This window comes from Roseburia inulinivorans DSM 16841, from assembly GCF_000174195.1.
Lineage (GTDB): Bacteria > Bacillota > Clostridia > Lachnospirales > Lachnospiraceae > Roseburia > Roseburia inulinivorans.
Genome location: NZ_ACFY01000061.1, coordinates 1 through 21,684, shown reverse-complemented (window position 1 = coordinate 21,684; position 21,684 = coordinate 1). Strand labels below are relative to the sequence as shown.

Genomic DNA, 21,684 nt, shown 5'->3' with positions numbered 1-21,684 from the left:
CGAGCCACTCTTATGTCAAACAAAAAAAGCAGTGTATGATGAAATTAACAAGCATTTTGGCATTTGCCTTTTTACTTGTTTCTTCCATATCTCATACACCGCTTTTTGAGCAGTACTTTTTATCAGTCTTCTCATGTTTACTGGGATATGCTGCATTTTCCTCCATTTTTCTTCTGTAGGTTACTGCGTATATCCCAAAGTATATGGCTTTCTTTTTTTTCTCCCTATTTTTGTAAAAAACTTCATTGTTACTTGTAACTTTTTGTTTTCAGGCAAAAAAACAGGTGCCAAAATCTGCTTGATTTCAACACCCGGATTCCGCAACACACATATTAAGACAGTCGCTCTTATCTCTAATACTATTTTCCAATATTATAAAGAAGCACTTTTATTCTAAAATAATTCTCTTTATCATCTATAATCATTTGACCGCTATGACGGTTGATAATATTTTCTACAATTCTAAGCCCCAATCCATGTTCATTCTTATCCCCTTTTGTTGTAAGATAATTCTGCCCCTGTTTTCTCAGATTGCCAGTATAGGGGTTCTCCATTTCCAAATACAAATTATTTCCAGACATTTTTGCCAGCAGTTTTATCTCTCGCTCTTCTATGTCTACTTTACTAGCTGCTTCAATCGCATTATCAAACAGATTTCCCAACAGACTGTATAAATCGACGTCCTCTAATTTCATATCATACGGAATCATGGTATCCAATTTTACATTTATATGGTTCTTCTGAGCAACTGCCGCCTTGTAATTGACTATTGTGTCAAAACTTACATTCCCTGTCTTTGCAAGATTGTCCTCTTCTGTTAAAGTCTCTACACTTTGCCGATATAATTCCCTTATCTTTTCATATTCATTTCGATTTAAATAGGATTCAATCAAAAGGTACCTTTGCTTCATATCATGACGGTACTCCCGTGCCTGCTGCCATGTTTTACTCATTTCCTGAAGCTGAACCGCATAATTTTCCACCTGCTGCGTCAAGAACTGCCTTTCCGCCTGATACAATGCCTTTTCCTGTAATTCATTATAATTATAAAATGTAAAAAGATTTACAATCAATATCAATATTGATGCAATCAATTTCGCCCATACATACTCATCTGTCAATGGTACAAACATCGCCATAACAATAAAAATACTGCTCACCGGCACAATAAACACCTCTAGCCAGTCCATATTTCTGATTACTATATTTTTATTCTTTTTCAAAAACAGCAGCGCAATCTTGATTTCAACAAACCAGACTAATTTTGATAAAATCGTATACATGATTGCGACCTCTGTATTTCCCATCATATGTATAATATCTATGCCGCACAAAATTCCGATGAAGCAAACCATCACCTCTGACAGCATTCCTATCAGACACAAAAACAGAACCAGCACAAGTTTGATTCTAATAGAACCTTCATATAACCAGGTTAAAACGCAAAAAAAGGACACTGAAAAAATTACCATATTTAGCCATGACGGCAATTCAAAAAAATATGTAGTCACATTTGAAATGATATAAAAGGCTGCCCATACCATGACCTGTACCGCTGTTTCTGCCGGTTTTCGGTCAAATGCTTTTTCACATACATTTCTCTGCATAATCACTGTAAATATTTCTACCAATATTAATGCGATTGTCATTTTCCTTCCTCTCCCTCTCCCTATTTTCCAAGTTTCCTCATGTACATCAAACGTGTATTCTCCCTCTTTGCCCTGCTGATTTCCAATGATATGCCATTCTGCAGAACAACTTTGTCATAATGGTACTCTTCTATATACCTCGGATTAACCAAAAACGAATGATGTATCCTCCAGAAGTCCACCCGCTTCTTCCTCAAATTTATTTCTACATCATTCATTTTACCATAAAATGTACAAATTTTATCTATACAATATACATTTATAATTCTTTTTTCACTCATAAAATACATAATTTTATTCAAGCTGATATTGTAGTAAGTTTTGTTAGATTTAAAGGCAAATTTATCATCAATCTGTAATTTTTCGTAAACATCACTGATAAGCTTTTCCATTTGTGCATATGTAATGGGTTTATCAACAAATGCAAAGGGGTGTACGCTGATTGCTTCCTTACTGTATTGTTCAAAGGACGTGATGAAAATAATATTACAATTTACATCGCTCTCCCTGATCTGGCGTGCCGTCTCAATGCCATTCATCCCACCAAGTTCAATATCCAGCAAGATAATATCGAATTGTCCGCTCAGTTCTATTTCCATCAAAAGATCCATACCTGAATAACATTTTCTGATGTCTGCCCGGATTCCTATCTGATATGTAATTTGCCGTACCTGTTTTTCCTGTTTTTCAACCTCTTCTCTTATGTCATCACAAATACCTATCCTCAACATATTTCCTCACCACTTTAATCTTTGATACAACAAAAAAGCCTAACACTCACACCGTGCAGGCTTTATATTACACCCATCAATTCCAATAACACTTTCCTCTGTTCTGCGCTCAACTGTTTCCACCTTGAAATCAGTTCTTTCTCTTCGTCTGTTAATTCAATTAGATTTCCATCTTCGCAGAAAAATTGAGATAACGTCATTTGGAATGCGCTACATATTGCTTCTAATGTTGGAAAAGTCGGCGCATTGTTCCGGTTAAACATATTTGCCACTGTGGAATGTGACAAATTTGCTTCTTTAGCTAAGCGGTATTCCGTCCAACTGCGCTCTTCCATTAATTCACGTATTCTACCTTGTATATCCACCCTAACACCTACCCATCTGTGTCTATTATACTGCCCAATTTGAGGGTATGATATGATGAATAAGTAGATATATTGTTGCTATTTTGGGTTGTATATTAAAGATTGCAAAGTAGCTTGTTCTAATCTTCTAGTTCAACCTAATAATTTAAAAGTCAGAATAACCAACATATTCATTTTTCCCACTCTTTCGTCCTTTCTTCTGAAAGACAACGATATCGTGGATACACCGGCATATAATAAATTTCTGCAAAGCCGTTCACTCCATCAAGCAAAACCATTTCTTTTCCCCTGACCGGCACTTTATACATTTTTGATACATCCCAAAACATTTTCGACACCAGCAAAAACGGTTTTTCTATCACATCAGAAAACAGTGTATCCTGATTTTCTTCCAAAAAATGAATGGTTCGCTCCGGTAACTTCGCCAATTCTCTTCTTTGAACTGCCTGATAATCCAGTCTCTCCATCCAGTTTCGGATCCTCGGCACCGGATTCCCTGTTTCTTCCCAATTCAGCCGATATTTTTTCAATTTTACTTTGGTTAAATCATGTAGTTTCACGTCAACTTGATTCATTTTTCTTACACGCATAAAAACGCAGCTCTTTCGCAACAAAAAATTGTTTTGAAAGTAGTGCGTTAATATCAGCTTATTGGAACTAAATATTCATTTTTGATTTCGGATGTCCTTAAGTGCACCCAAATGGAAAATTTCGCCCTAGGGTCTTCAAATTAATCTACATGGATTACATCACCTTCGGCGAGAGCCATTCCGATTAATTTAATGACCGTGATTAATTTTTAGGTGGTTGGTGGCCTTAACATACATCAGCATATAATGGAATTTCCTCATTAAGAAATTTGTCAAATGTACAAGGAATTTCTAATACATCATTAGTTCCTATTTCAAACATCAAAATATTTCCATATGTACTTTTCCTTAAATCAATTCCAAAACAACGTCCAAGCCAATCATAACCAAAAATTTTAAACAAATTCTGGAATTCTGGATATGCTTCACTGACAATTTCTGTCCATTTCTTTACATTATCCTTTGAAAATGAATTAAACAGCCCATGTCCAAATCTTTTTCCACCTAATTGCATGATAAAATCATTATACAAATCTTCTGAGTACTCAATCACGATGTTCTCATTAAAAAACAACAAGAAATCTCTAATTATATCACTCTCCTTACTTTATCGTAAATTGTCCGAATACCGTTCCATCTGCTTAAAATAATATCACATATCTGCCATTTTCATCATATATTTTCGCCAACATTTTCCACTGCTGGCAGTTGGTACTCCATACCACTTTTTAACATTCCATATATAATACTGATTTACCTTCTTCTTTACGCTTCTCGTAATACGCACAAAAAGCTGGATGGGTGTACCCTTTGAGGATATCTGTATCATCTGAACCGCAAAAAAGTATATCGTCGCTTGCAATCTTCTATTACCTTGCTTGGTAGCCATATCCTTACCTTTACCGCTGGAGCGTTATGCAGATATCGGCATATGGCAGATCGAGGTTTTCTTCAAAACCTGTAAATCCATGCTGAACCTGATTGGAGAATGCCACAGCTTATCTTATGATGCACTGACAGCCCATGTGGCCATTGTGTTTACCAGATATATGTTACTTGCAATGGAGCAACGTCAAAATGAAGATCAGAGAACGCTTGGGAAGTTGTTCTTCCTTCTTGTCGATGAAATGGCAGATATTACTTTCAACAGATCACTTGGTATTCTGATGGCTGCCTTAATGGCAAGCCTTCAGGAAATCTTAAAGCTCAGTGACGAACAACTGACTGCTTTTACTGCTGATTTTGAAGCAAGATTACCAGAATATCTGCGCAATGCACTCCACCCAGAGATTGCAATGGCATAAATTACTATTTTGTTAGCTGAAATATTGAATTTTCAAGGTACGAACCCCATTTTAGGTATGGGAAGTCTTAGTATCTAATTTATAAGGTGTTACATATTAGTCACATTGAAATTGTAAATGTCCTCTCTTGGATTTTTAAATCCGCTAAACTCATCAACTTTTACAAGAGAAAATAAAAATCCTGAATTTGGATTAGGAAATCCTTTTTTTTCCTTTCTCAAAAAACCTTTTACTGATAATAAGTATTTTCCGGCAGGAACATCATATTTAAAATCTGAATATTGTATGTCACCATCCCCCGTCTTAAACGATATTGCTTCCCCACAAAATTCACCTTCATTGAAGGTATAGAAGGAACCTATATCTGAAATCCAAAGTCCACCTTCTATTTTTAAATTAAATCCTTCAATCTCAAACTTTTGTTCCCACTCATCATTAAATGTATTATCATATCCTTCCAGTTTAATAAGATGTTGTCCCGTAATTTATTTTCGAAATAGGAAACCAAATCCCTTCTTTTTGCATAGCTAAATATAATTTTTTATCCTTTTGAAATTTATGTAATAATTTTTTTGATCTAATTTTTCTTTTTTCAAAAAATCTTGTAGAACTTCCATTGAAAATAAACAAATACCATAACTATATGTACTTAAAATCCTATCCATAGCACTTCTCCTTTTATATTAATAATTTACTTTTACAGAAGCTTTTTGTGCTTTTTGTGTTTCCTGTAATTCTCTTATTTTCCTCAATGCTTCCTATGGTGTCAAGTCGTTATAAATCTTAGAATTCTTGCTAAATGGAACCTTTAGATACCCCTTAACATCAATACTCTCATAAACTTTGTCTCCTAGCTCCCAAAAATCTTCCAGTGTTCCCATAAATTTGCTTCCGTGGAAAGGTACTCCTTGCTCAATAAGAAGACGATGAAGTTTTTGATGAAGCGCCCCGATCCAGCTGTCTCATATGGATACCATGAATATGCCGTCAGTTTAGCCCACTCCTCAATTCCTAATTTTTTCGCAACAGACCCTGGGAAAAGGTGATGCCCTAATCCAGTCTCTAAAAGATCTTTCCAATCCAATCCAAACGGATCAAGTTCCCACATTGTATTAAAAACATACCCATACAATGTTGGATTTCCACCTGCCAGCCCTATCGGATCCTGTTGCGTATACTGACCAAGACTTGGATCATAGTAGCGGAAACGATTATAATACAGACCGATTTCCTTATCCTCATACTGCCCCTGAAAACGGAATGGGATAAAACACTGTTCTCCGGTCTCTGGAGCTGCACTTCGATCACTGCCTTTCCCTACATTTTTCACCCTGCCGTAAATATCAAGCTCTCGCTCCCAGACTTTTATACCTTCTCCGTCATACGCTTCCACCGGAGTACCGAGGTAATCACTGATAATGCTGTAATTCCCTGTTCTGGTGAGTTTTCCCCTCGGAATAAAGTCGTCCTGAAACACCCATGTAATCAGATTTTCTGGCTGTTTCTGTCCCGCTTTCTGTCTTGCCTTTTCTGCCTCTCTTTCCGCAAGCCGCTGCATAAAATCTGCCTGATACTCCACCTTGACTTTCGGCTGTTTCCTGTCAGCTTCACGCATTTCTTCCCACTCATGGAAAGGCATGTTTCCGTTCCAAAGGAATCTTATGACTTTCTCCCGTTTTTTCCCTGTTACCACCTTTTCTGTTCTTCTTCCAAAAGCATCATATTTGAACCGGATAGCACTCTGATCGGGTCGGATTACCTCCTTGAGCATCCCGTTTCCAAATTAAAGGTACGTCCATGTACCTCCACCCGGCTCTATTTTCTTCGCCAGATTTCCTTCTTCATCATAAAAAAATTTTCTGCCTTTGGTTACAAGCTTCCCATATCCTCCCTGATATTTGTTGCGTTTTTCCTTCAGATCAATGCCGGACTGCTCCAGACGGCTTCCTCCCCCATAAATGCAGTCGCTGTTATCCTGCGTCTCAAAGAGGTTTCCGACCGCATCTGTTGTTCGGAAGATCGTTTCAAATCCTGATTCTCTGGCGCTTACCAGATTGCTGAACTGGTCGTAGGAGAATATGGTTGTTCCTTTCGTCAATTCATTTGTAACCTTCTTTAGCTGACAGCTTACATCCCACTCATAGCTACGCCTACGCTTTGTTTCCGAATAACCGCTGATTCCACCAACGGAGTTGTGCTGTCTACATGTCCCTCTCTGCAACAGATTTACCTCATGAGAAATTGGTCTGCCCGTAGCATCGTATTTCCAACTGCTGTAAACACCACCGGAAACTAGGCGGCTCGTCTCCTGCCCCAGCGCATTGTACTCCATCGCGGCTTCCCACGGTCGTTCCTTATCCATGTACGCTATAACCTGTGCTGCCTGCCCCATTTCATTTCGGCGGGTAAGAATGCTCGCACCAAAACTGCTCGTTGTCTCAATTCTTTCTCCCATTTCGTCATACCGGCTGGAAATCCAATGCGCATCCTGCCACTCTTTTACCACTCTGCCCAAAGAATCCCGTTCCAGCTTTATCCTTGTATCAGAATTTTCCGCCCCGATATTTGATAAATTCCACAAACCCTTGATTGTATGAAGAGATTCCATTTCTTTATAAATCTCACCCAACTACCATTTCAGGTGCATTGTACAAAAAATACTCCAACATCATTTGCTTTTTCCTCTTTACTTAAAAATAGATAACCTATTGCATCATCTAAATAGAAGATATCTTGAAATTCTTCTGGAAAATCTCCTCCATATATCTGCATGCAAAATTGATAGGAGGCAAGTTCTAACTTTTCTTCTTGTAAAAATACAGGATTTGCACCAAAAAGAGAGCCATTATAATCATCAAATTCATTCATTTCTTTATCAATTACTATTTCCCTTGCTGAAATCAAAAAATCCGCATCATTTCTTGGAGAAGCAACAGAATGTAAAATTACTTTTGTATATCCGTTTTTTATATTCTGAAGTTCTTCTATATCACCGTTATAAACGATCGAGTCCAAAAAATAATCTTCTCTATTATAAGTAGTAAATACAGAAATAACCTGATCCTTCGGATAATTAAATTGAAGAGTTGAATTTAAAAAATTTGTAGGTATATTAAAAATAAAAACCATTTTTTCTCCATTAGGATTAGTAGGCCACTCTACATCAGGAGGTAAAAAACTTTTTCCTCCAATACGCAAAATATTCAATTCGTTATCTACCTTTTCAAATCTTACTAAGTTTGACATTGCATTTATTCTCCTTTCATTATCCTAGACACTTTAATTTAGTCTGTCTTTTATAGAATTTTTCAGCTTCTTTCCGAAGTTTTCTTGCTTGACTAGCTGGATATCCTGCTTTTCTCAATCCCCCCTGCGTAATATCAAGTTCCCTTTTTAAGTTTGGATGGAATTGGTTGCGTCCCAATCCTTGTGATTTTCTAATTTGAGTTTCCCACCAATGAGCTCCTCCAACTCTAGTATGATGTACATTATCAAGAGCAATTGCAGGATTACCTGATAATCGTACTCTTTGACTAGTAAGTTTCTTCTGAACTAAATATTTATGACGTATTAATTCATGAGCCTGTAAACCATCCCCAACATGAACACTGCTATTTAATCCCCCGTAAGTACCAGTTTCAAACAAAATTGCCAAACCAAATGGATCAAGCTCACACAATGTATCATAAACATATCCATACAGAGTTGGATTACCACCTGCCAATCCAATCGGATCCTGCTGCGTATAACATCCTTCCTCTGGCGAATAATACCGGAAACGATTATAATACAATCCCGTCTCTTCATCCTCATACTGTCCCTGAAAACGGAATGGAATTAAATTCTTTTCACCTAATGCTTCCTCCGTTTTTACACGCCCATAGATATCCAGATTTCTTTCCCAAACCTTCTTTCCCTCTTCATCATAGGCTTCCACTGGAGTTCCCAGATAGTCACTTATAATACTGTAATTCCCATCCTTAGTGATTTTTCCTCTGGGAATAAAGTCATCCTGAAATACCCGTGTAATCAGATTATCCGGTATATTTTCTCCCTGCCCTGCTTCTTTTTTGCTTTTTCCTCCTCTCGTTTTTCCAGCTTCAAAATATAATCCGCTTTGAAATCTACTTTATTTTCAGTTTTCCTTCTGCCCACTGTGCATTTCTCTTCCCATTCATGAAACAAGTTATTTCCATTCCACAGGAATCTTATTACTTTTTGCTGCCTTCCCTCTGATACTCCTTTACTATGTATACTGGTTACTGACTTTTCAATCCTCCTGCCAAAAGTATCATACTGGAAGCTGACACAGCTTTTGTCCGGTCTGGTTACTTCCCGGAGCATGCCGTTTCCAAAATAACGGTACGTCCATGTACCTCCATCCGATTCTATTTTCTTCGCCAGATTTCCCTCTTCATCATAGAAAAATTGCCTGCCCTTGGTTATAAGCTTCCCATATCCTTCCTATAGTTCATTACTGTATTTCTGAAAGATGACAACACAAAGATACCATTAGATATGCTATTGCAATACCGAACACTGCTTTCACAACTATAAAATACCCCACCAACAGATGGTTGAAAACATCGCTATACTGTCAAAATCTACCGTTTTAGCATATCGTTTAAAATTAAATATCTTGCTTTACACGTCAATATAGGGACATCATACAGCAAAAAATATTATTCGAGTGAACCAAACAGTTCATCATAGGTATAAGTCACTTCTTCCTGGGCTTGCAAATATGCCTCCCTATACGCCTCTGTTAATTCTGGTGCATTTATATTCTAATATATTGCAAATCATTGTCACTCTTTTGTAGACAGCTTTATTAATTTTTACCCCCCCATTATAAACTATAAGCTCTATTAAGTTATAATTATTAGTTACATTTACACTAGACTTTCCATCTTTTAATAAAATATCATACCCCAAAAATTCTACCGTACTTCCATCCCTTTCAACTGTTGGTCTCGATTCATCTTTTCTTCTTTCCCTGCCACATTTCACTGATTAACCACTTTTTCATACGCTTCGCAATATAACCATTCAGCCTCTTTAACACTCCACTTCCGTTCCAGAATCACTTCGCCCGTCTCCCTGTTGACAGCATAACTCATGCTATACTGATTGCAAATGAACATCCTCACTGCCTCATCCGAATTTCCAGACAATGTTTCTTTTCCAATAAAATCTTTACCGAAAGCTCGACCGCCTAAAAGGTGGAGGATCGAACCTTGCGCTTGGAAATTCAACATATTTCCTCTTTCCACTTGTAATTTGCTCATATATTATTACATTCCCAAATTAACAACCTCTCCTTCTATCAATACAAACTCTTTTTCAGGCAATAACGCATATGTAGCAATATGCGTCACCTTATCCTCATCAAGTTTTATAATATTCAACAAATAACTATAGTCTGATACATGATAAACCCTAAAAGTATAAATACTATCTTCAAATTCCTTCACCCATAACTGCATCAATCTTATTCCCGGTTCATACTCTTCCATACTCAAATTTTCCATCTTTACAAATACATCCTCTTCCGGATTAAAATAATAAAACCTAATTTTTAAATATTCTGCCGTGCTCATATTAGATGGCTCATATTCCGACTTACTCATATATATCGGTAATCCGCAATTTGCAATATCAGCCATGTAAACAGCTTCTCCTGTCTCTAAAACCTTCTCTGCTTTTTCTTCATCACCATAATATTCATCAACTGTTCCTTTCCCATAATCAAGGTATTGAGCTGTCATAAACTCTGCTCCTGTTTTCTCTAAATAGTCTTCTATACTCTCTCCTATTTCTGACGTCGCATTTGCATTGAAATACAACTGTCTCCGTGTATATTCTTTCGGAAGATATCTTATCAATAAGTTTTGTGTCTCTGGCTGGGAATCTAATTTATGCAATCGTACTCCATCGTACTCTTTCAAATTATAATTACAGGAAAGATATGTATAATAATATGAGTTTTCATATTTTATAACTCTCCCCATTCCCTCGTTTTGTGTTTCAAACTTACTTACCAAAACAAATTCACCATCAATATAATCGTTCACAGAAACACAAACTCCCCCATTCGAACCACCTGTACCATATTCAAAGATATATTGTTCTTGCCCATTTGACCCTGATATACGAAAAATATTAATAAGGTGCTGTGGCACTAAATAAATTTCCGGCAACATTCTATATACATCTTCCAAATTTGCAGACTGTTCTTCTACATCCAACAATTTTGGAAATAACAGATAAAGTTCTTCGATATTCATGGAATATTTTACCGCCCCAAATGTATTTGCCAACTTTTCATATGCCTTTTCCAGTTCCTCCCTATCACCATTACAAGAATCATGTAAAAGTATTTCTGTCATTGTAACCAATTCTTCTGGAAAATCATTGGTTGCGTCTGCACCTGAGATTGTAAATGTTCCTTCACTGCTTGTATATCTGCTCAAATATTCATTCATCCCAAGTTCTAATAATTCGATCCCTCCAACTTCCAGAAACTCTCTATCTAACAAATCTGTGTCCAAAGTCTGATATTTTGAATCAGTAGTATCCTGTTCCGTTTTGTCAATTTCTGTACTTATTATGTTCTCTTTAAATATATTACAGCCATTACACATCAACAATGCACTAATTAATATTAGAAAAAAATCCTTTTCATCTTCTTTTACTCCTAAAATAATTCAAAAGCCTAATTCATCTCTATGTGCATTTGCTTCCACCAGTAAATCCTTCTTTACTTGTCTCCAACCATTTTCTTCATCGACAAGTGGAATACAAATATGTGGGAACTCATTATAAATTGCCTTTATTGCTGTTTTTCCATCTACAGTATTTGCCACCGTCATAGGCAGCCGATTACGATAATTTGCTTCCGGACACAGGCATGAACCAAAATTATGTATATTTTCGGGTCTGCAATCCAATGTCGTCAGTAATGGCCATATACCTCTGTATATTCCATAATCTTCAAAGCAATCTAGCTGCACAAATTCAGTTCCATACTGACATCTAAGTTTTGAACCTCTTGGTACATATTGAGGTTCCGCAACTATTCCACGATAATGCTGATACATACTCATCAATCCACATAATTGCTCTTGACGCTTCTTCTCTTCTTCTGCCTCTTCTTCACTGCTTAAAGAACCATCATTTAAATATACAAAATTTCCATACCTATCAAAAACTGACATTTTGCTCTCCTATATTATTTTTTACTATCTCTTGACAAAATTACTGACGACCTGTTTAACAAATTGTTGTATTTCCATATTTTTATTCATTTTATTTTGTTTCTGACTGGAATGCAGATAAGATCCAGTAGTCATCTGCAATTTTCTCACTTTAAAACTCACCTGATACTTTCCGCTTTTTTTATTCTTTGTTATAATTACCTTCTCTAATCCCGGCATACTTCCAAGTGCTTTCAATGCACTACTAGCACCTTTGGACGTAGGATTCATAATAAGAGGCATTGCCCCCAAAGCTTTTGGAAGATTTTGCTTAAAATCCGGTGTCACCCTTACATGATGCTGCGGAAGGGGAGTATATGTATTATGCTGTGTTGCCCTAAGATAAGTCTTTTTCCCGCTTCCATTAAATTCGTCTCCCATATGAAAAGAACTCTTTTGTTTTCCCACGTTCATCTTCCTTTCCCGCTACATTATTCTCTATTTACACTAATACTACCTACTATATCCAGCCTGTCCATATAATCCCCAGCCAATATCTCAATTTCATCTTCAAATATTTCATATCTTTCCTGGATCTTTTCTGCAGCTTTATCTGACAATCTTTCTAAAACTTTAAAAAATAGCTTCCAGTCATCCAAAAGAAGTTTTTGTTTTATATATAACAATTCATACTCTTCTATCCTGATATATTTCTGTTCCAGTTTCTTTCTGACATTTTCCATGTCACTATTTATATTTTCATATATTAAATCCGGTTTCCAATATACACAGGACATATGCTCGTCCAAATATAGCATGGAATTACTCAATCCCATAGATATTTCGTAAGTTCCTGTATAACCACTGGTTCGTAAACGTTGAAAAATAAGATATCTTATTTTATCCTGTTCCTTATCATTTTGTTCACCACACCAGTTTTTTATTAATATATCTAAGTTCTCCACGAAAGCTGGAAATAACATACTATAATGCTTGTCTAGATATTCCCATTTAATCTTTCTTCTCTCAGAACAATATTCTTGTATGTACTCTTCAAGCTCTTTACAACGCATCATAGATTTCTCTTCCCCTTTCTCAATGCACCAAATCGCTTATACTGTTAAATCCGTCCATTCAATTTCGTTTTTTATCCTTTCTATCCCATCTTCATCTATATACATACAAGAATCTTTCGGTTAATTTTTCCCAAATATCTTTCGTCACCTCTACATTGTCAAATACATACTCATCACCTTCGTCATATTCTCCATTAAAATTTTTATCATACTTCGTAAATCCAATACTAAAGGTTTCATTTCCATATGTATCAAAAATATAATAGCGATACTCATCAGACAAAGGTCCCGCCCCAAAATCATGACTAATGAATGCCCCATTCTTCAAAGCATAGTAATGCGGATAAGGTGATAGATTTTTATATAACTGCAAAGCACCATTTTTATACTGGAATATGTAATAATATCTTGCTGACTGCACATGAAGTTCCGCCTCTCCATTGCCATTGCAATCAAAAACAGCATATTGGGTATCATACCTCTTATCTGGCTCCCCTTTAGGCGTCGTAATAAAATCAATGTCTATGCCATCACATTCTATTTTTCCTTCTAAAAATTTTTCATACACTAACATTGCCTGTTCTGCGAAATCTTCTGAAGAAATTTTCCCGCCTTCCTCCTCATATATCGAAAAATCTCTCATGCTCATCACAACTATAAAAAATAAGAAAAGTAATAGAACTACCAGATTCCTTTTCATACTATGGTACCCCTTTTCAATGCATTTATATTCTAATTTATTGCAAATCATTGTCACTCTTTTGTAGACAGCTTTAATAATTTACACCCCATCATAAACTATAAGCTCTATTAATTTATAATTATTAGTTACATTTACACTAGACTTTCCATCTTTTAGTAAAATATCATACCCCAAAAATTCTACCGTACTTCCATCTCCTTCAACTGTTGGTCTAGATTCATCTTTTTTTCTTTCCCTGCCACATTTCACTGATTAACCACTTTTTCATACTCTTCGCGATATAACCATTCAGCCTCTTTAACACTCCACTCCCGTTCCGGAATTACTTCGCCTGTCTCCCTGTTGACAGCATAACTCATGCTATACTGATTGCAAATAAACATAGGTCCATAGTTGTAAGTATAACAAGCCGTGTAATGTGCAAAAACATAATACAGCTTATCATCTGTCAAACCTTTACAACGGAATTGCTTTATGCAAGGCAGTTCTTCGGGAAGCTGATATACGTATACCGACTGTTTCTGCTGAATTGTTCTTGCAACCATCAAATCATAGTCGTAACCATCTGCCGGATACAAATAATAAAAAAGTGTTTCCGCCGCCTCTTCCTCCGACATTTTCCCATCTGAAATATTCTCGTTAAAATATTTTTGGATGATTTCTCTTTCATATTCTTTATTATAAATGACTTCATAACTTTCACCTTTTTTTAGCCATTGACGCTCCAAAAGGATTTCACCTGTTTCTCTGTTGACAGCATAATCCGTATGATATTCATAGTAATATCCACACGAAAGAGCATCCGTTTCATACTGTGTATAATGTGAAAAAATATAATATCGTTCATCATCTGTTAATTGTTTGCATTGCAGCATTTCATGCTGATTATTCTTTTGCTCCGGCGTCTGATATAAGTATACCACTTGTCCCTGTACTACAGCAGAGGTCACTATGGAATCATAATCATCGTCACAACCGAAATTTATGTAATGAAAAAGAATCTTTACTGCCTCACCTTCTGTCATTCTGGAAAAATATACATCTTTGACAAAGAACCTTATAAAAATTACTAATCCTATTACTATTGCAACGAAAACTAAACTCTTTTTATAAAATACTCTTTTCATATTTCCCCCAGTCATGCATCTCTATACTTCTCTATTAACCGCTTTTCCTCTACTTATATCAAACACATTCACTGACTGACCGCTCTTTTATACTCATCACTATACAACATCATAGGCTCTGTATCATCACTCCATTGCCATTCCTGCAGCACTTCGCCTGTCCTCCCTATTAACAGCAAAACTTGTAGAATAGGAGGAATGAGTAAAAAAAGGTTCAGCAGTAGATGTGTAATACTCCGTATAAAATGAAAAAACATAATATTGCTTATTTTCTGTCAGACCTTCGCATGACAAAATTCTTACATAAGGGTACTCCGCATCTCCCGGAAGCTGATATACATACATCGACTGTTCTCCCTGAACTGTTCTTGCAACCAACGTATCATAATCGTAATAATCACTGTCTGAATACATATATAAAAAAGTGTCTTTGCCGCCTCTTCTTCTGTCATTTTCCCATCTGAAATTTTTTCATTAAAATACAACTGAGTAATAACATTTTCATATTCTTTACTATACATCAATTCATACTCTTCATCCGTCTCTACCCATTTGGCGCTCCTGTAAAACTTCACCTGTCTCCTTATTAACAGCATAATCTGTGTGATAATTATAGTCGTATCTATATGAATGAGCATTTACTCTATACATCGTATCATGTGCAAAAATATAATATCGTTCATCTCCTGTTAAACCTTTGCTATAGAGCATTTCATTTTCAGTAGGTTCCTGTTCCGGCGTCTGGTATGTATATACCAAGCCCTCACTTGTCATACCAACTGTCACCATGGAATTGTAATCATAATCTGAATATATGTAATAAAAATAGCCTTTGCCGCCTCTTCCTCTGTCATCTTGGAGTTTGATTCATCCCTCTTCTCCACTGTTACCGCTTGCTCTATCATCTTCGCCCTTTGCATGTCTTTGCTAGCAAACCACATAAAAATTACTAATCCTATTACAATGGAAGCCGAACTTATTTTATAAACTGCCTCTTTCATATTTTGGGTATAACTCCTATTATTGTGTATTCATTATTATATTTTCTCTGACTATCTCTTCCATTTTTACTTTCCTTAAACGTCACCTTCGTCGTCACTTTTATCCCTTCTTTTTTAGCATTATTTTCAAAAATATCCTGTTTCAAACCTTTAACATAATTTGTATACTCTGCCGTTACATCATCATAGACAAATTCACTATATATTTGTCGAACTCCAGAATTCCAATTGTTATCATCCGCATAGACTCCAGATATAAATGTTTTTGAAAGAAATGATAAACGAGGAGTCTCCCAATTTAAATAGTGTAAGATATCATCATAATCTTTAATACCTGCGTATCCTTTATTGTATGCTTCTGCCCTTGCCTTTGAAAAATCTCCATGAAATATTATATATGCAATAATTTTTCCTCCCAATAAATCAACGGCCTTTTCACAGTCACTTTCAAAATTAGTCTCAGCACCATTTCCTCCATCTCCTGCTTTATTATCAAAACTTGTATTAAAGCTGCCAGTCCCTTCTTTTACAATAATAGCCAACAATAATCGTGGATCAACTTGTACCCCATAATCTTCATAAAACTCTTCACATGCTTCCCATACCGCCTTTATTTTATTTTGATTCCACTTCAAATCCGTATTAGAAATATTATTATTCATACTATCAATCCTTGTTTTTAAATTTTTTTCTGCCTTTGTTTCTCCATCTAACTGTAATATATTAGATGGTATCCAAGGAAGTTCTTCTGTTTCTGGTTCTTCCCCCTTCTCTATCCCTATTACTGTTATTTTTCCTTCATATATGCACGTCAAAAAGGCTCCTGAACGTAATGCTTCTACAAATTCTTCCCCTTCTGATATAAGTAAATCCCCTGTATCCTGTTTCCAATTTCCACATAAAACAGGCATACATTTATACCTTACATTTCCATGCTCATCCGGCTCACCCTCCTCACTTGGATGAGGCAGACTCTCACTATATATATCACCACATTTACAAGTACCAAATGAATAGATATTCTTATTAACTTCACAATCACTACATGTCATAAGTGGTTTCCCGTTTGCAGCAAGTATTCCATGATCTTCATAAGCATCCAGTTGGACTACTTCCGTTCCGTTAGAACAGCAAATAGTTGCTTCTCTTGTGACATATTCCTCTTCTTTTACAATACCTACTTTATTTAACTCTTCGTAAAAAGCATAGTGTTTCACCATCATATCACACGCAATATCTTGGTATTGTTTTTTAAAAATTCCTTTCAAAAACTTTCGAAGGCAATTTCCTTCCAGTTCAAAAGTAAAATCTCCTGCTATAATAGAATCTCCATTTTTGTATACCTTCTCTTTCGACATAACGCTTCCCCCTATATAGAAAATTCCGTTATAATTCTTCCTCAATCGACATAAAACATTTCTCAGCTATCTCTCCCCACTCATCCTTAAATTGCATTGGACAATTAAAAATTCCATGCAACACAGTTTCTCTCATCTTCACAAGATACATTCTGTTATAATTTTGTCCATCTATAAGATAACCTTTAAAATCAAACCAACTCATCTCATTTCCATGTTCCGTAGTCACATCATTTACCTGCTTTTTAATCTTTATAGATGGATTAACATTACGTAACGCATTCTGGAACTGGCTGCTCATCACTTTCGTGTCCCCTTCTTCCATAGACACAGAAAGTATATTAAACCCAAAATTTACCATACTGTCCAAACTGGTAATGATTAAATCTGGTGCATTTTTTGACGGATATTTCATATCTTTAACCAAGTCTGGCATAACAATAAACTGTTCCGGCAGATATATATGAATTTTCGTTTGTGGCAGCGTAATATTCGTAAAAGTAATTAATTCATCTCCCACATAAATACCTGTTTCTAATGTTGTATGTTTTAAACGCTCCAGTTCTCTCCTTGCCTCCAAAATCTCTTCATCAAAATATTCCATCGTTATTCTCCTCGCTATCCCTGGCATATATTCAACTCATCCGGCGTACTGATTGTAATCCTGCGTGCACTCAGCTTTACACTTCCCTGTGCAGAAATACTAACAGTTCCACTACTCCCCGCAGAAATAAAACTATCTGCAAGAGCCAAATTATGATTTCCCTGGCAAGAAAAATCTACGCTGTCTTTATACAAATGTACTGTATTTCCTTCTTTCGTATTAAAATATCGGTTCTTATAATCTGTATTTTGTTGTACAGAATTAGGCAGAGAATGCAGTACAAATCCTTCTCTCTCGTCTTTACTATTAAAGTATAAAAGTACCTGAGTTCCTATCTCCGGCATTGCATAAAGTGCATTACCCGTTTCCGGATACCAATCGTAAAAATAGTCTCCTGTAGTTTTACCACCATCAATATCCAAAGCAACTTTTATCTGTTCTCCTCTTGTTTCTACAACCGTCCCCTGTAATCCCAATCCTACAAATTGGTTCTGATATATGGTTGAAATGGAAGCATTTTTCTTTAATATATATTTAAAATTAAGCTCCCCACGTTCAAAAGATGCTTTTACTTCCCAGATTTGCAATTCCAAGCCGCAAATTTTTGCTTTATCACCGATTTCATAAAATTCCTTACTGTCTATCTCATAATAGCTTTTCATTGTATTAGTATCAATTTCCCGGTACATATTTTCTACATATTCCGTTTCCGAAAATTTTGCAGCAGCATTTCCTTCCCTCTCTCCAAACCAAAGATTAATTCCTCCTGTCTCAATGTCAGAAAACAAATATGCTCCTACCTGACTCGCCATCCGCTTTGCAAATCCCCACGCTGTTTCATTATACTGTATTACCGGTTTACTTATTTTTTTATTAATTCCCTCTGTACAAATCACCTTGCCGCCAGCATTCTCAACTGTCTGCATAACAATATCTGCATAAGTACTCTCTGTATTCTGAAATGACTTCGATTCTACGCACTGATCTAACTTATATGACCCTGATGCCGCTTGTATCTTGACTCTTTTGGTTTTTCCAACAGCGCACTCGTGTACTTTTATTAAATACCCGCAGAAAAGTACCCTTTTGCTTTGCTTTTTCTCCATCCATATTTTAATTTTACTGTCGTATAATTTATCCGTTATATATTGTGCATTTCCATTTATGTAACCTTCCAACCCTAAAACTGCATGTTGATTTGGCTCCCATACAAACTGAAACTTTTCAATTAATACAAACGGTATTTCACATTGCAGCTTTAAACTATCTGTTATCCTTATCTCCATAATATTTCCTCGCCGCTGAATCACTTCTTATTTTCATCCATACTATAGTTCATTATAGTTTAATCTGTGCCCCACTCATATTCAAATCTCCTCCCAGACTCATCTCAGTGTCTCCCTGTTTTAGCTTTACCTTATTAGGTGCACTTAACTCTATACCGGAACTTGCACTTGAGATTCTTAGTGCCCCTCCTGCCGATAATACTACCGGACCTCCACTCACAATCTCTACTCCATTTGAATCAGACAATTCAATGTATGTTCCGTTATTATTTGTCAGCAATATTCTTCCGGGAGCCAACTGTATCTCCTTCCCCTCCCTGTTTCTCCAAAACTTGCATTGCGGATTTGTTCTTAATCCTCCATTTCCCTCATGATATGCGCTGATAACATATGCGTCCTGCTCTTTTTCTGTTGGAAAATATAGCCTGATTTTATCCCTTATTTCCGGCATACAGTACCAACCTGTTCCATCCTCCGAAGAATATACCGTAGCGTACGGAAACCAACGCGCCCCCGTCCGCTCTCTATTTTCATCACCAAAAATTTCTATTTGTACTTTCTCTTCACTTACATTTCTCACAACTCCAAATAACGATGCTCCAGAATTTTCTGTATGATATATCACAGGTATCTTAAATCCTGATTTTGTACGCATATAATAAGTGTGATACAAAACGCCGCCTTTCATCTCCGTAATAATTTTCCACACAATTAACTGCTTATTCTGAACCAATCCACAATCTCCGAGATGATAAATTTCTCTGCTTGTCCATACATATATCATAGCATCGACTGGTGAAAGTTCTAAATTTTTGCCTTTTTTTAACCAATATTCCTGCACATCATAGCATGTATCATATTCAATGTTATCACCTTTTATTGTATTCTCTCTATCCGGAAGTCCAAAGTAATAGCGGGAAGTCCGTGCTGAACTATCAGCAATCACCACCGTCTGATTTATACTTGCTAGCCGTTTTATAAAATTCCAATCCGTTTCCTGATACTGCATAATAAATCGATTAATAGCTGTTCCCTTTGCAACTGACATAATTCCGTCAGCATTATAATTTTGATTACATATATCCAATACCTCACTATAAGTCAAACTTTCAGATTGAAAACTGCGCATTCTCTCTCTACAATCCATCTGAACCGTTCCCGACCGAAGAACTAATTCCATACGGCACGTTTTATTTTTATTTCCATTCGGATATTTTCAATAATCCCATACAATAAAGTATGTTCTTTTTTATTCGCTACAGCAATCACCCGAACCCAGGGATTGCTTTCCCCTTTGTACATATACTCATCTTTCTTTTTAAATGGAATCTGACCTGACATTTTAATATACGCATGTTCATTTACTTCTTCCACACTTTGATAGCTTTCAATCTTTAACTGTTCAAAAGGATGAACAACTATTCTTTCTTCCCTCATCTTTCGCTCTCCTTTATTAATTAGTATACAGTTTAACTTCTTTTATGCCAAGACCTGTTATTTCTCTCCACAATAAACTTTCTGCCAACTCAAGAGAAATGATTGTATGTCTTTTGAATGAATCCCGAATCCAAAAAATTTCTTTTTTTAAATTTACCTCTTCCTCTTGCATTAAATCTTCCCTGTTCCTAATCAAAAGCTTTTCTGTTTCATCAAATACTGGCAAATAATACAATTCAGATTTTCCATTTAGCTGATCAAGAAGAATAACTTCTCTATAAAAGCATCTTTCATGATGCATTTTAATAACATCCATTACATTCGGTGAAAGTAATAAAAAAGGAAACAAAATAATATCTGTAAAAATAGTTTTTTCAGATGATTCAATAACAAATAATTCTCTTTTAGGCAAATCAGGATATTTTTTTATACAAATATCTCTCACATCAATCTTTCCATACCAATTCTTTACTCTTGGTGCATACTTGTGTTCTGGTGCTTCTACTATCTCAAAATATTTCAAATTACACTCTCCGTTTCTGTTCTATCGACTAATCTACAATAATCACTTTAGAATTTACTTTTTCCCTTTTGAATTTTCCCATATTATCCACAATATTCTCCATCTTCTCATAAATCGTCTGATTATCGTACCGCATAATCTGCGCCACCGCAGCTTTCTTCATCTTACAGCCTAAATACGCCGCAATCACTTTCCGCTCCACCCTCCCCTGTGTATTCCAAACCAAATTGCAAAATCCAAAATCAAACTGATCTTTCTCCTCCATATTCCAAATTTCTTCCCCAAACTGCCTAACCACCACCGGATGCAGTGTTTTCTCCCCAACGCCTGCCACCGTAGCATAAATCAGATTTATCGTATCGTACTTCGTTGACATATCCGCAAAATTCTTATAACTATCCCGCAGCACCGCCCCCTCCCGCAGATAAAACCGGCACATTTCTATCTGGTTCTCCCCCAGTTCCATTTCTTCGTCCAAAAAGAATTTAACCCAGTATGCCTTATAGTCCAGATTTGTCTCATCCTCTGAAAATTCTGCTTTCAACACCTGCCACCTGTTCTTCGGCTGATAATCCACTCTCTCCTCTTCCATCATCAGATAAATAAAATCGTGAAATTTCAACATTCCCTTCCCAATGACAAGCTGACCATCTTCCGCCCGTATATCACAGCCTTTTAGCAGACCGTCTGTATACTCCGCATAATACAACTGCCACCCTGCATAGGTGTAATCT

29 protein-coding genes and 1 pseudogene are annotated in these 21,684 nt (G+C 36.2%); 1 reads left to right on the top strand and 29 read right to left on the bottom strand.

All coding sequences use genetic code 11. The features are described 5' to 3' along the window. Positions 1-359: 359 nt before the first annotated feature. The 5 genes from ROSEINA2194_RS07195 to ROSEINA2194_RS07175 form a co-directional block, all read right to left on the bottom strand. Positions 360-1,649: a sensor histidine kinase gene (locus ROSEINA2194_RS07195; protein WP_007885021.1), complete on the bottom strand. Its 1,290-nt coding sequence runs from the start codon at positions 1,647-1,649 to the stop codon at positions 360-362. Between the two features lie 20 nt (positions 1,650-1,669). Beyond that, complete coding sequence (locus ROSEINA2194_RS07190) at positions 1,670-2,380, bottom strand: LytR/AlgR family response regulator transcription factor (RefSeq protein WP_007885020.1); 711 nt, start codon at positions 2,378-2,380, stop codon at positions 1,670-1,672. A 62-nt stretch (positions 2,381-2,442) separates the two neighbouring features. Further along, positions 2,443-2,745 carry a helix-turn-helix domain-containing protein gene (locus tag ROSEINA2194_RS07185; RefSeq protein ID WP_227970749.1) on the bottom strand — a complete coding sequence of 101 codons (303 nt, stop codon included), beginning with the start codon at positions 2,743-2,745 and terminating at the stop codon, positions 2,443-2,445. Between the two features lie 170 nt (positions 2,746-2,915). Continuing rightward, positions 2,916-3,335 (bottom strand): hypothetical protein, encoded by a 420-nt coding sequence (locus tag ROSEINA2194_RS07180; protein ID WP_007885018.1) that lies wholly within the window; start codon positions 3,333-3,335, stop codon positions 2,916-2,918. Between the two features lie 226 nt (positions 3,336-3,561). After that, positions 3,562-3,888: a hypothetical protein gene (locus ROSEINA2194_RS07175; RefSeq protein ID WP_227970751.1), complete on the bottom strand. Its 327-nt coding sequence runs from the start codon at positions 3,886-3,888 to the stop codon at positions 3,562-3,564. Between the two features lie 379 nt (positions 3,889-4,267). On the opposite strand from ROSEINA2194_RS07175, the pseudogene ROSEINA2194_RS07165 reads away from it, so the two are divergent. After that, positions 4,268-4,639: pseudogene (locus tag ROSEINA2194_RS07165) on the top strand (IS4 family transposase); the annotation flags it as partial. An 850-nt stretch (positions 4,640-5,489) separates the two neighbouring features. On the opposite strand, the gene ROSEINA2194_RS22485 reads toward ROSEINA2194_RS07165, so the two are convergent. From ROSEINA2194_RS22485 to ROSEINA2194_RS07045, 24 genes are all read right to left on the bottom strand, one after another. After that, positions 5,490-6,410, bottom strand: coding sequence for an RHS repeat domain-containing protein (locus ROSEINA2194_RS22485; protein WP_007885006.1), 921 nt, complete (start codon positions 6,408-6,410; stop codon positions 5,490-5,492). A 12-nt stretch (positions 6,411-6,422) separates the two neighbouring features. Next, entirely contained in the window at positions 6,423-7,268 is an 846-nt protein-coding gene (locus ROSEINA2194_RS07155; RefSeq protein ID WP_007885005.1) for a hypothetical protein, read from the bottom strand. Between the two features lie 8 nt (positions 7,269-7,276). After that, positions 7,277-7,885, bottom strand: coding sequence for a DUF1963 domain-containing protein (locus tag ROSEINA2194_RS07150; protein ID WP_007885004.1), 609 nt, complete (start codon positions 7,883-7,885; stop codon positions 7,277-7,279). Between the two features lie 19 nt (positions 7,886-7,904). Then, positions 7,905-8,627: an RHS repeat domain-containing protein gene (locus ROSEINA2194_RS22480; protein WP_465229978.1), complete on the bottom strand. Its 723-nt coding sequence runs from the start codon at positions 8,625-8,627 to the stop codon at positions 7,905-7,907. 41 nt (positions 8,628-8,668) lie between these two features. Next, complete coding sequence (locus tag ROSEINA2194_RS07135) at positions 8,669-8,983, bottom strand: hypothetical protein (protein WP_007884999.1); 315 nt, start codon at positions 8,981-8,983, stop codon at positions 8,669-8,671. A 408-nt stretch (positions 8,984-9,391) separates the two neighbouring features. Then, positions 9,392-9,649 (bottom strand): hypothetical protein, encoded by a 258-nt coding sequence (locus ROSEINA2194_RS07130; protein WP_007884998.1) that lies wholly within the window; start codon positions 9,647-9,649, stop codon positions 9,392-9,394. Continuing rightward, complete coding sequence (locus tag ROSEINA2194_RS07125) at positions 9,646-9,927, bottom strand: hypothetical protein (protein ID WP_007884997.1); 282 nt, start codon at positions 9,925-9,927, stop codon at positions 9,646-9,648. The genes ROSEINA2194_RS07130 and ROSEINA2194_RS07125 overlap by 4 nt, the downstream gene beginning before the upstream one ends. A 6-nt stretch (positions 9,928-9,933) precedes the next feature. Then, positions 9,934-11,178 (bottom strand): hypothetical protein, encoded by a 1,245-nt coding sequence (locus tag ROSEINA2194_RS07120; RefSeq protein WP_252832563.1) that lies wholly within the window; start codon positions 11,176-11,178, stop codon positions 9,934-9,936. Positions 11,179-11,346: 168 nt separating this feature from the next. After that, on the bottom strand, positions 11,347-11,856 hold the full coding sequence (locus ROSEINA2194_RS07115) for a hypothetical protein (RefSeq protein ID WP_007884995.1): 510 nt from the start codon (positions 11,854-11,856) through the stop codon (positions 11,347-11,349). 24 nt (positions 11,857-11,880) lie between these two features. Further along, positions 11,881-12,303 (bottom strand): hypothetical protein, encoded by a 423-nt coding sequence (locus tag ROSEINA2194_RS07110; protein WP_147402616.1) that lies wholly within the window; start codon positions 12,301-12,303, stop codon positions 11,881-11,883. Positions 12,304-12,326: 23 nt separating this feature from the next. Then, positions 12,327-12,911 carry an enolase family protein gene (locus tag ROSEINA2194_RS07105; protein WP_007884986.1) on the bottom strand — a complete coding sequence of 195 codons (585 nt, stop codon included), beginning with the start codon at positions 12,909-12,911 and terminating at the stop codon, positions 12,327-12,329. Positions 12,912-13,002: 91 nt separating this feature from the next. Further along, complete coding sequence (locus tag ROSEINA2194_RS07100) at positions 13,003-13,611, bottom strand: hypothetical protein (RefSeq protein WP_118091988.1); 609 nt, start codon at positions 13,609-13,611, stop codon at positions 13,003-13,005. A gap of 81 nt (positions 13,612-13,692) precedes the next feature. Next, on the bottom strand, positions 13,693-13,863 hold the full coding sequence (locus ROSEINA2194_RS20980; protein WP_007884979.1) for a hypothetical protein: 171 nt from the start codon (positions 13,861-13,863) through the stop codon (positions 13,693-13,695). Further along, positions 13,860-14,741, bottom strand: coding sequence for a hypothetical protein (locus tag ROSEINA2194_RS07095; protein WP_118092033.1), 882 nt, complete (start codon positions 14,739-14,741; stop codon positions 13,860-13,862). The genes ROSEINA2194_RS20980 and ROSEINA2194_RS07095 overlap by 4 nt, the downstream gene beginning before the upstream one ends. A 299-nt stretch (positions 14,742-15,040) precedes the next feature. After that, a complete protein-coding gene (locus tag ROSEINA2194_RS21885) occupies positions 15,041-15,316 on the bottom strand; it encodes a hypothetical protein (protein WP_252832562.1) in 276 nt (91 codons plus the stop codon). Continuing rightward, positions 15,276-15,515 (bottom strand): hypothetical protein, encoded by a 240-nt coding sequence (locus tag ROSEINA2194_RS21880; RefSeq protein ID WP_044927424.1) that lies wholly within the window; start codon positions 15,513-15,515, stop codon positions 15,276-15,278. Before ROSEINA2194_RS21880 ends, ROSEINA2194_RS21885 begins: the two co-directional genes overlap by 41 nt. A gap of 8 nt (positions 15,516-15,523) precedes the next feature. Next, complete coding sequence (locus ROSEINA2194_RS21875) at positions 15,524-15,742, bottom strand: hypothetical protein (RefSeq protein ID WP_007884970.1); 219 nt, start codon at positions 15,740-15,742, stop codon at positions 15,524-15,526. After that, positions 15,739-17,100: a PAAR-like protein gene (locus tag ROSEINA2194_RS19645; RefSeq protein ID WP_049887982.1), complete on the bottom strand. Its 1,362-nt coding sequence runs from the start codon at positions 17,098-17,100 to the stop codon at positions 15,739-15,741. Before ROSEINA2194_RS19645 ends, ROSEINA2194_RS21875 begins: the two co-directional genes overlap by 4 nt. Positions 17,101-17,128: 28 nt before the next feature. Further along, entirely contained in the window at positions 17,129-17,704 is a 576-nt protein-coding gene (locus tag ROSEINA2194_RS07070; RefSeq protein WP_118091986.1) for a hypothetical protein, read from the bottom strand. Positions 17,705-17,718: 14 nt separating this feature from the next. Next, on the bottom strand, positions 17,719-18,990 hold the full coding sequence (locus tag ROSEINA2194_RS07065; protein ID WP_007884965.1) for a hypothetical protein: 1,272 nt from the start codon (positions 18,988-18,990) through the stop codon (positions 17,719-17,721). A 52-nt stretch (positions 18,991-19,042) separates the two neighbouring features. After that, complete coding sequence (locus ROSEINA2194_RS07060) at positions 19,043-20,137, bottom strand: hypothetical protein (RefSeq protein ID WP_172727064.1); 1,095 nt, start codon at positions 20,135-20,137, stop codon at positions 19,043-19,045. A 23-nt stretch (positions 20,138-20,160) separates the two neighbouring features. Continuing rightward, positions 20,161-20,427, bottom strand: coding sequence for a hypothetical protein (locus ROSEINA2194_RS07055; protein ID WP_007884961.1), 267 nt, complete (start codon positions 20,425-20,427; stop codon positions 20,161-20,163). A gap of 16 nt (positions 20,428-20,443) precedes the next feature. Then, positions 20,444-20,950, bottom strand: coding sequence for a hypothetical protein (locus tag ROSEINA2194_RS07050; protein WP_007884959.1), 507 nt, complete (start codon positions 20,948-20,950; stop codon positions 20,444-20,446). Between the two features lie 28 nt (positions 20,951-20,978). Further along, the coding region (locus ROSEINA2194_RS07045) for a hypothetical protein (protein WP_007884957.1) at positions 20,979-21,684 on the bottom strand (706 nt) is incomplete at its 5' end.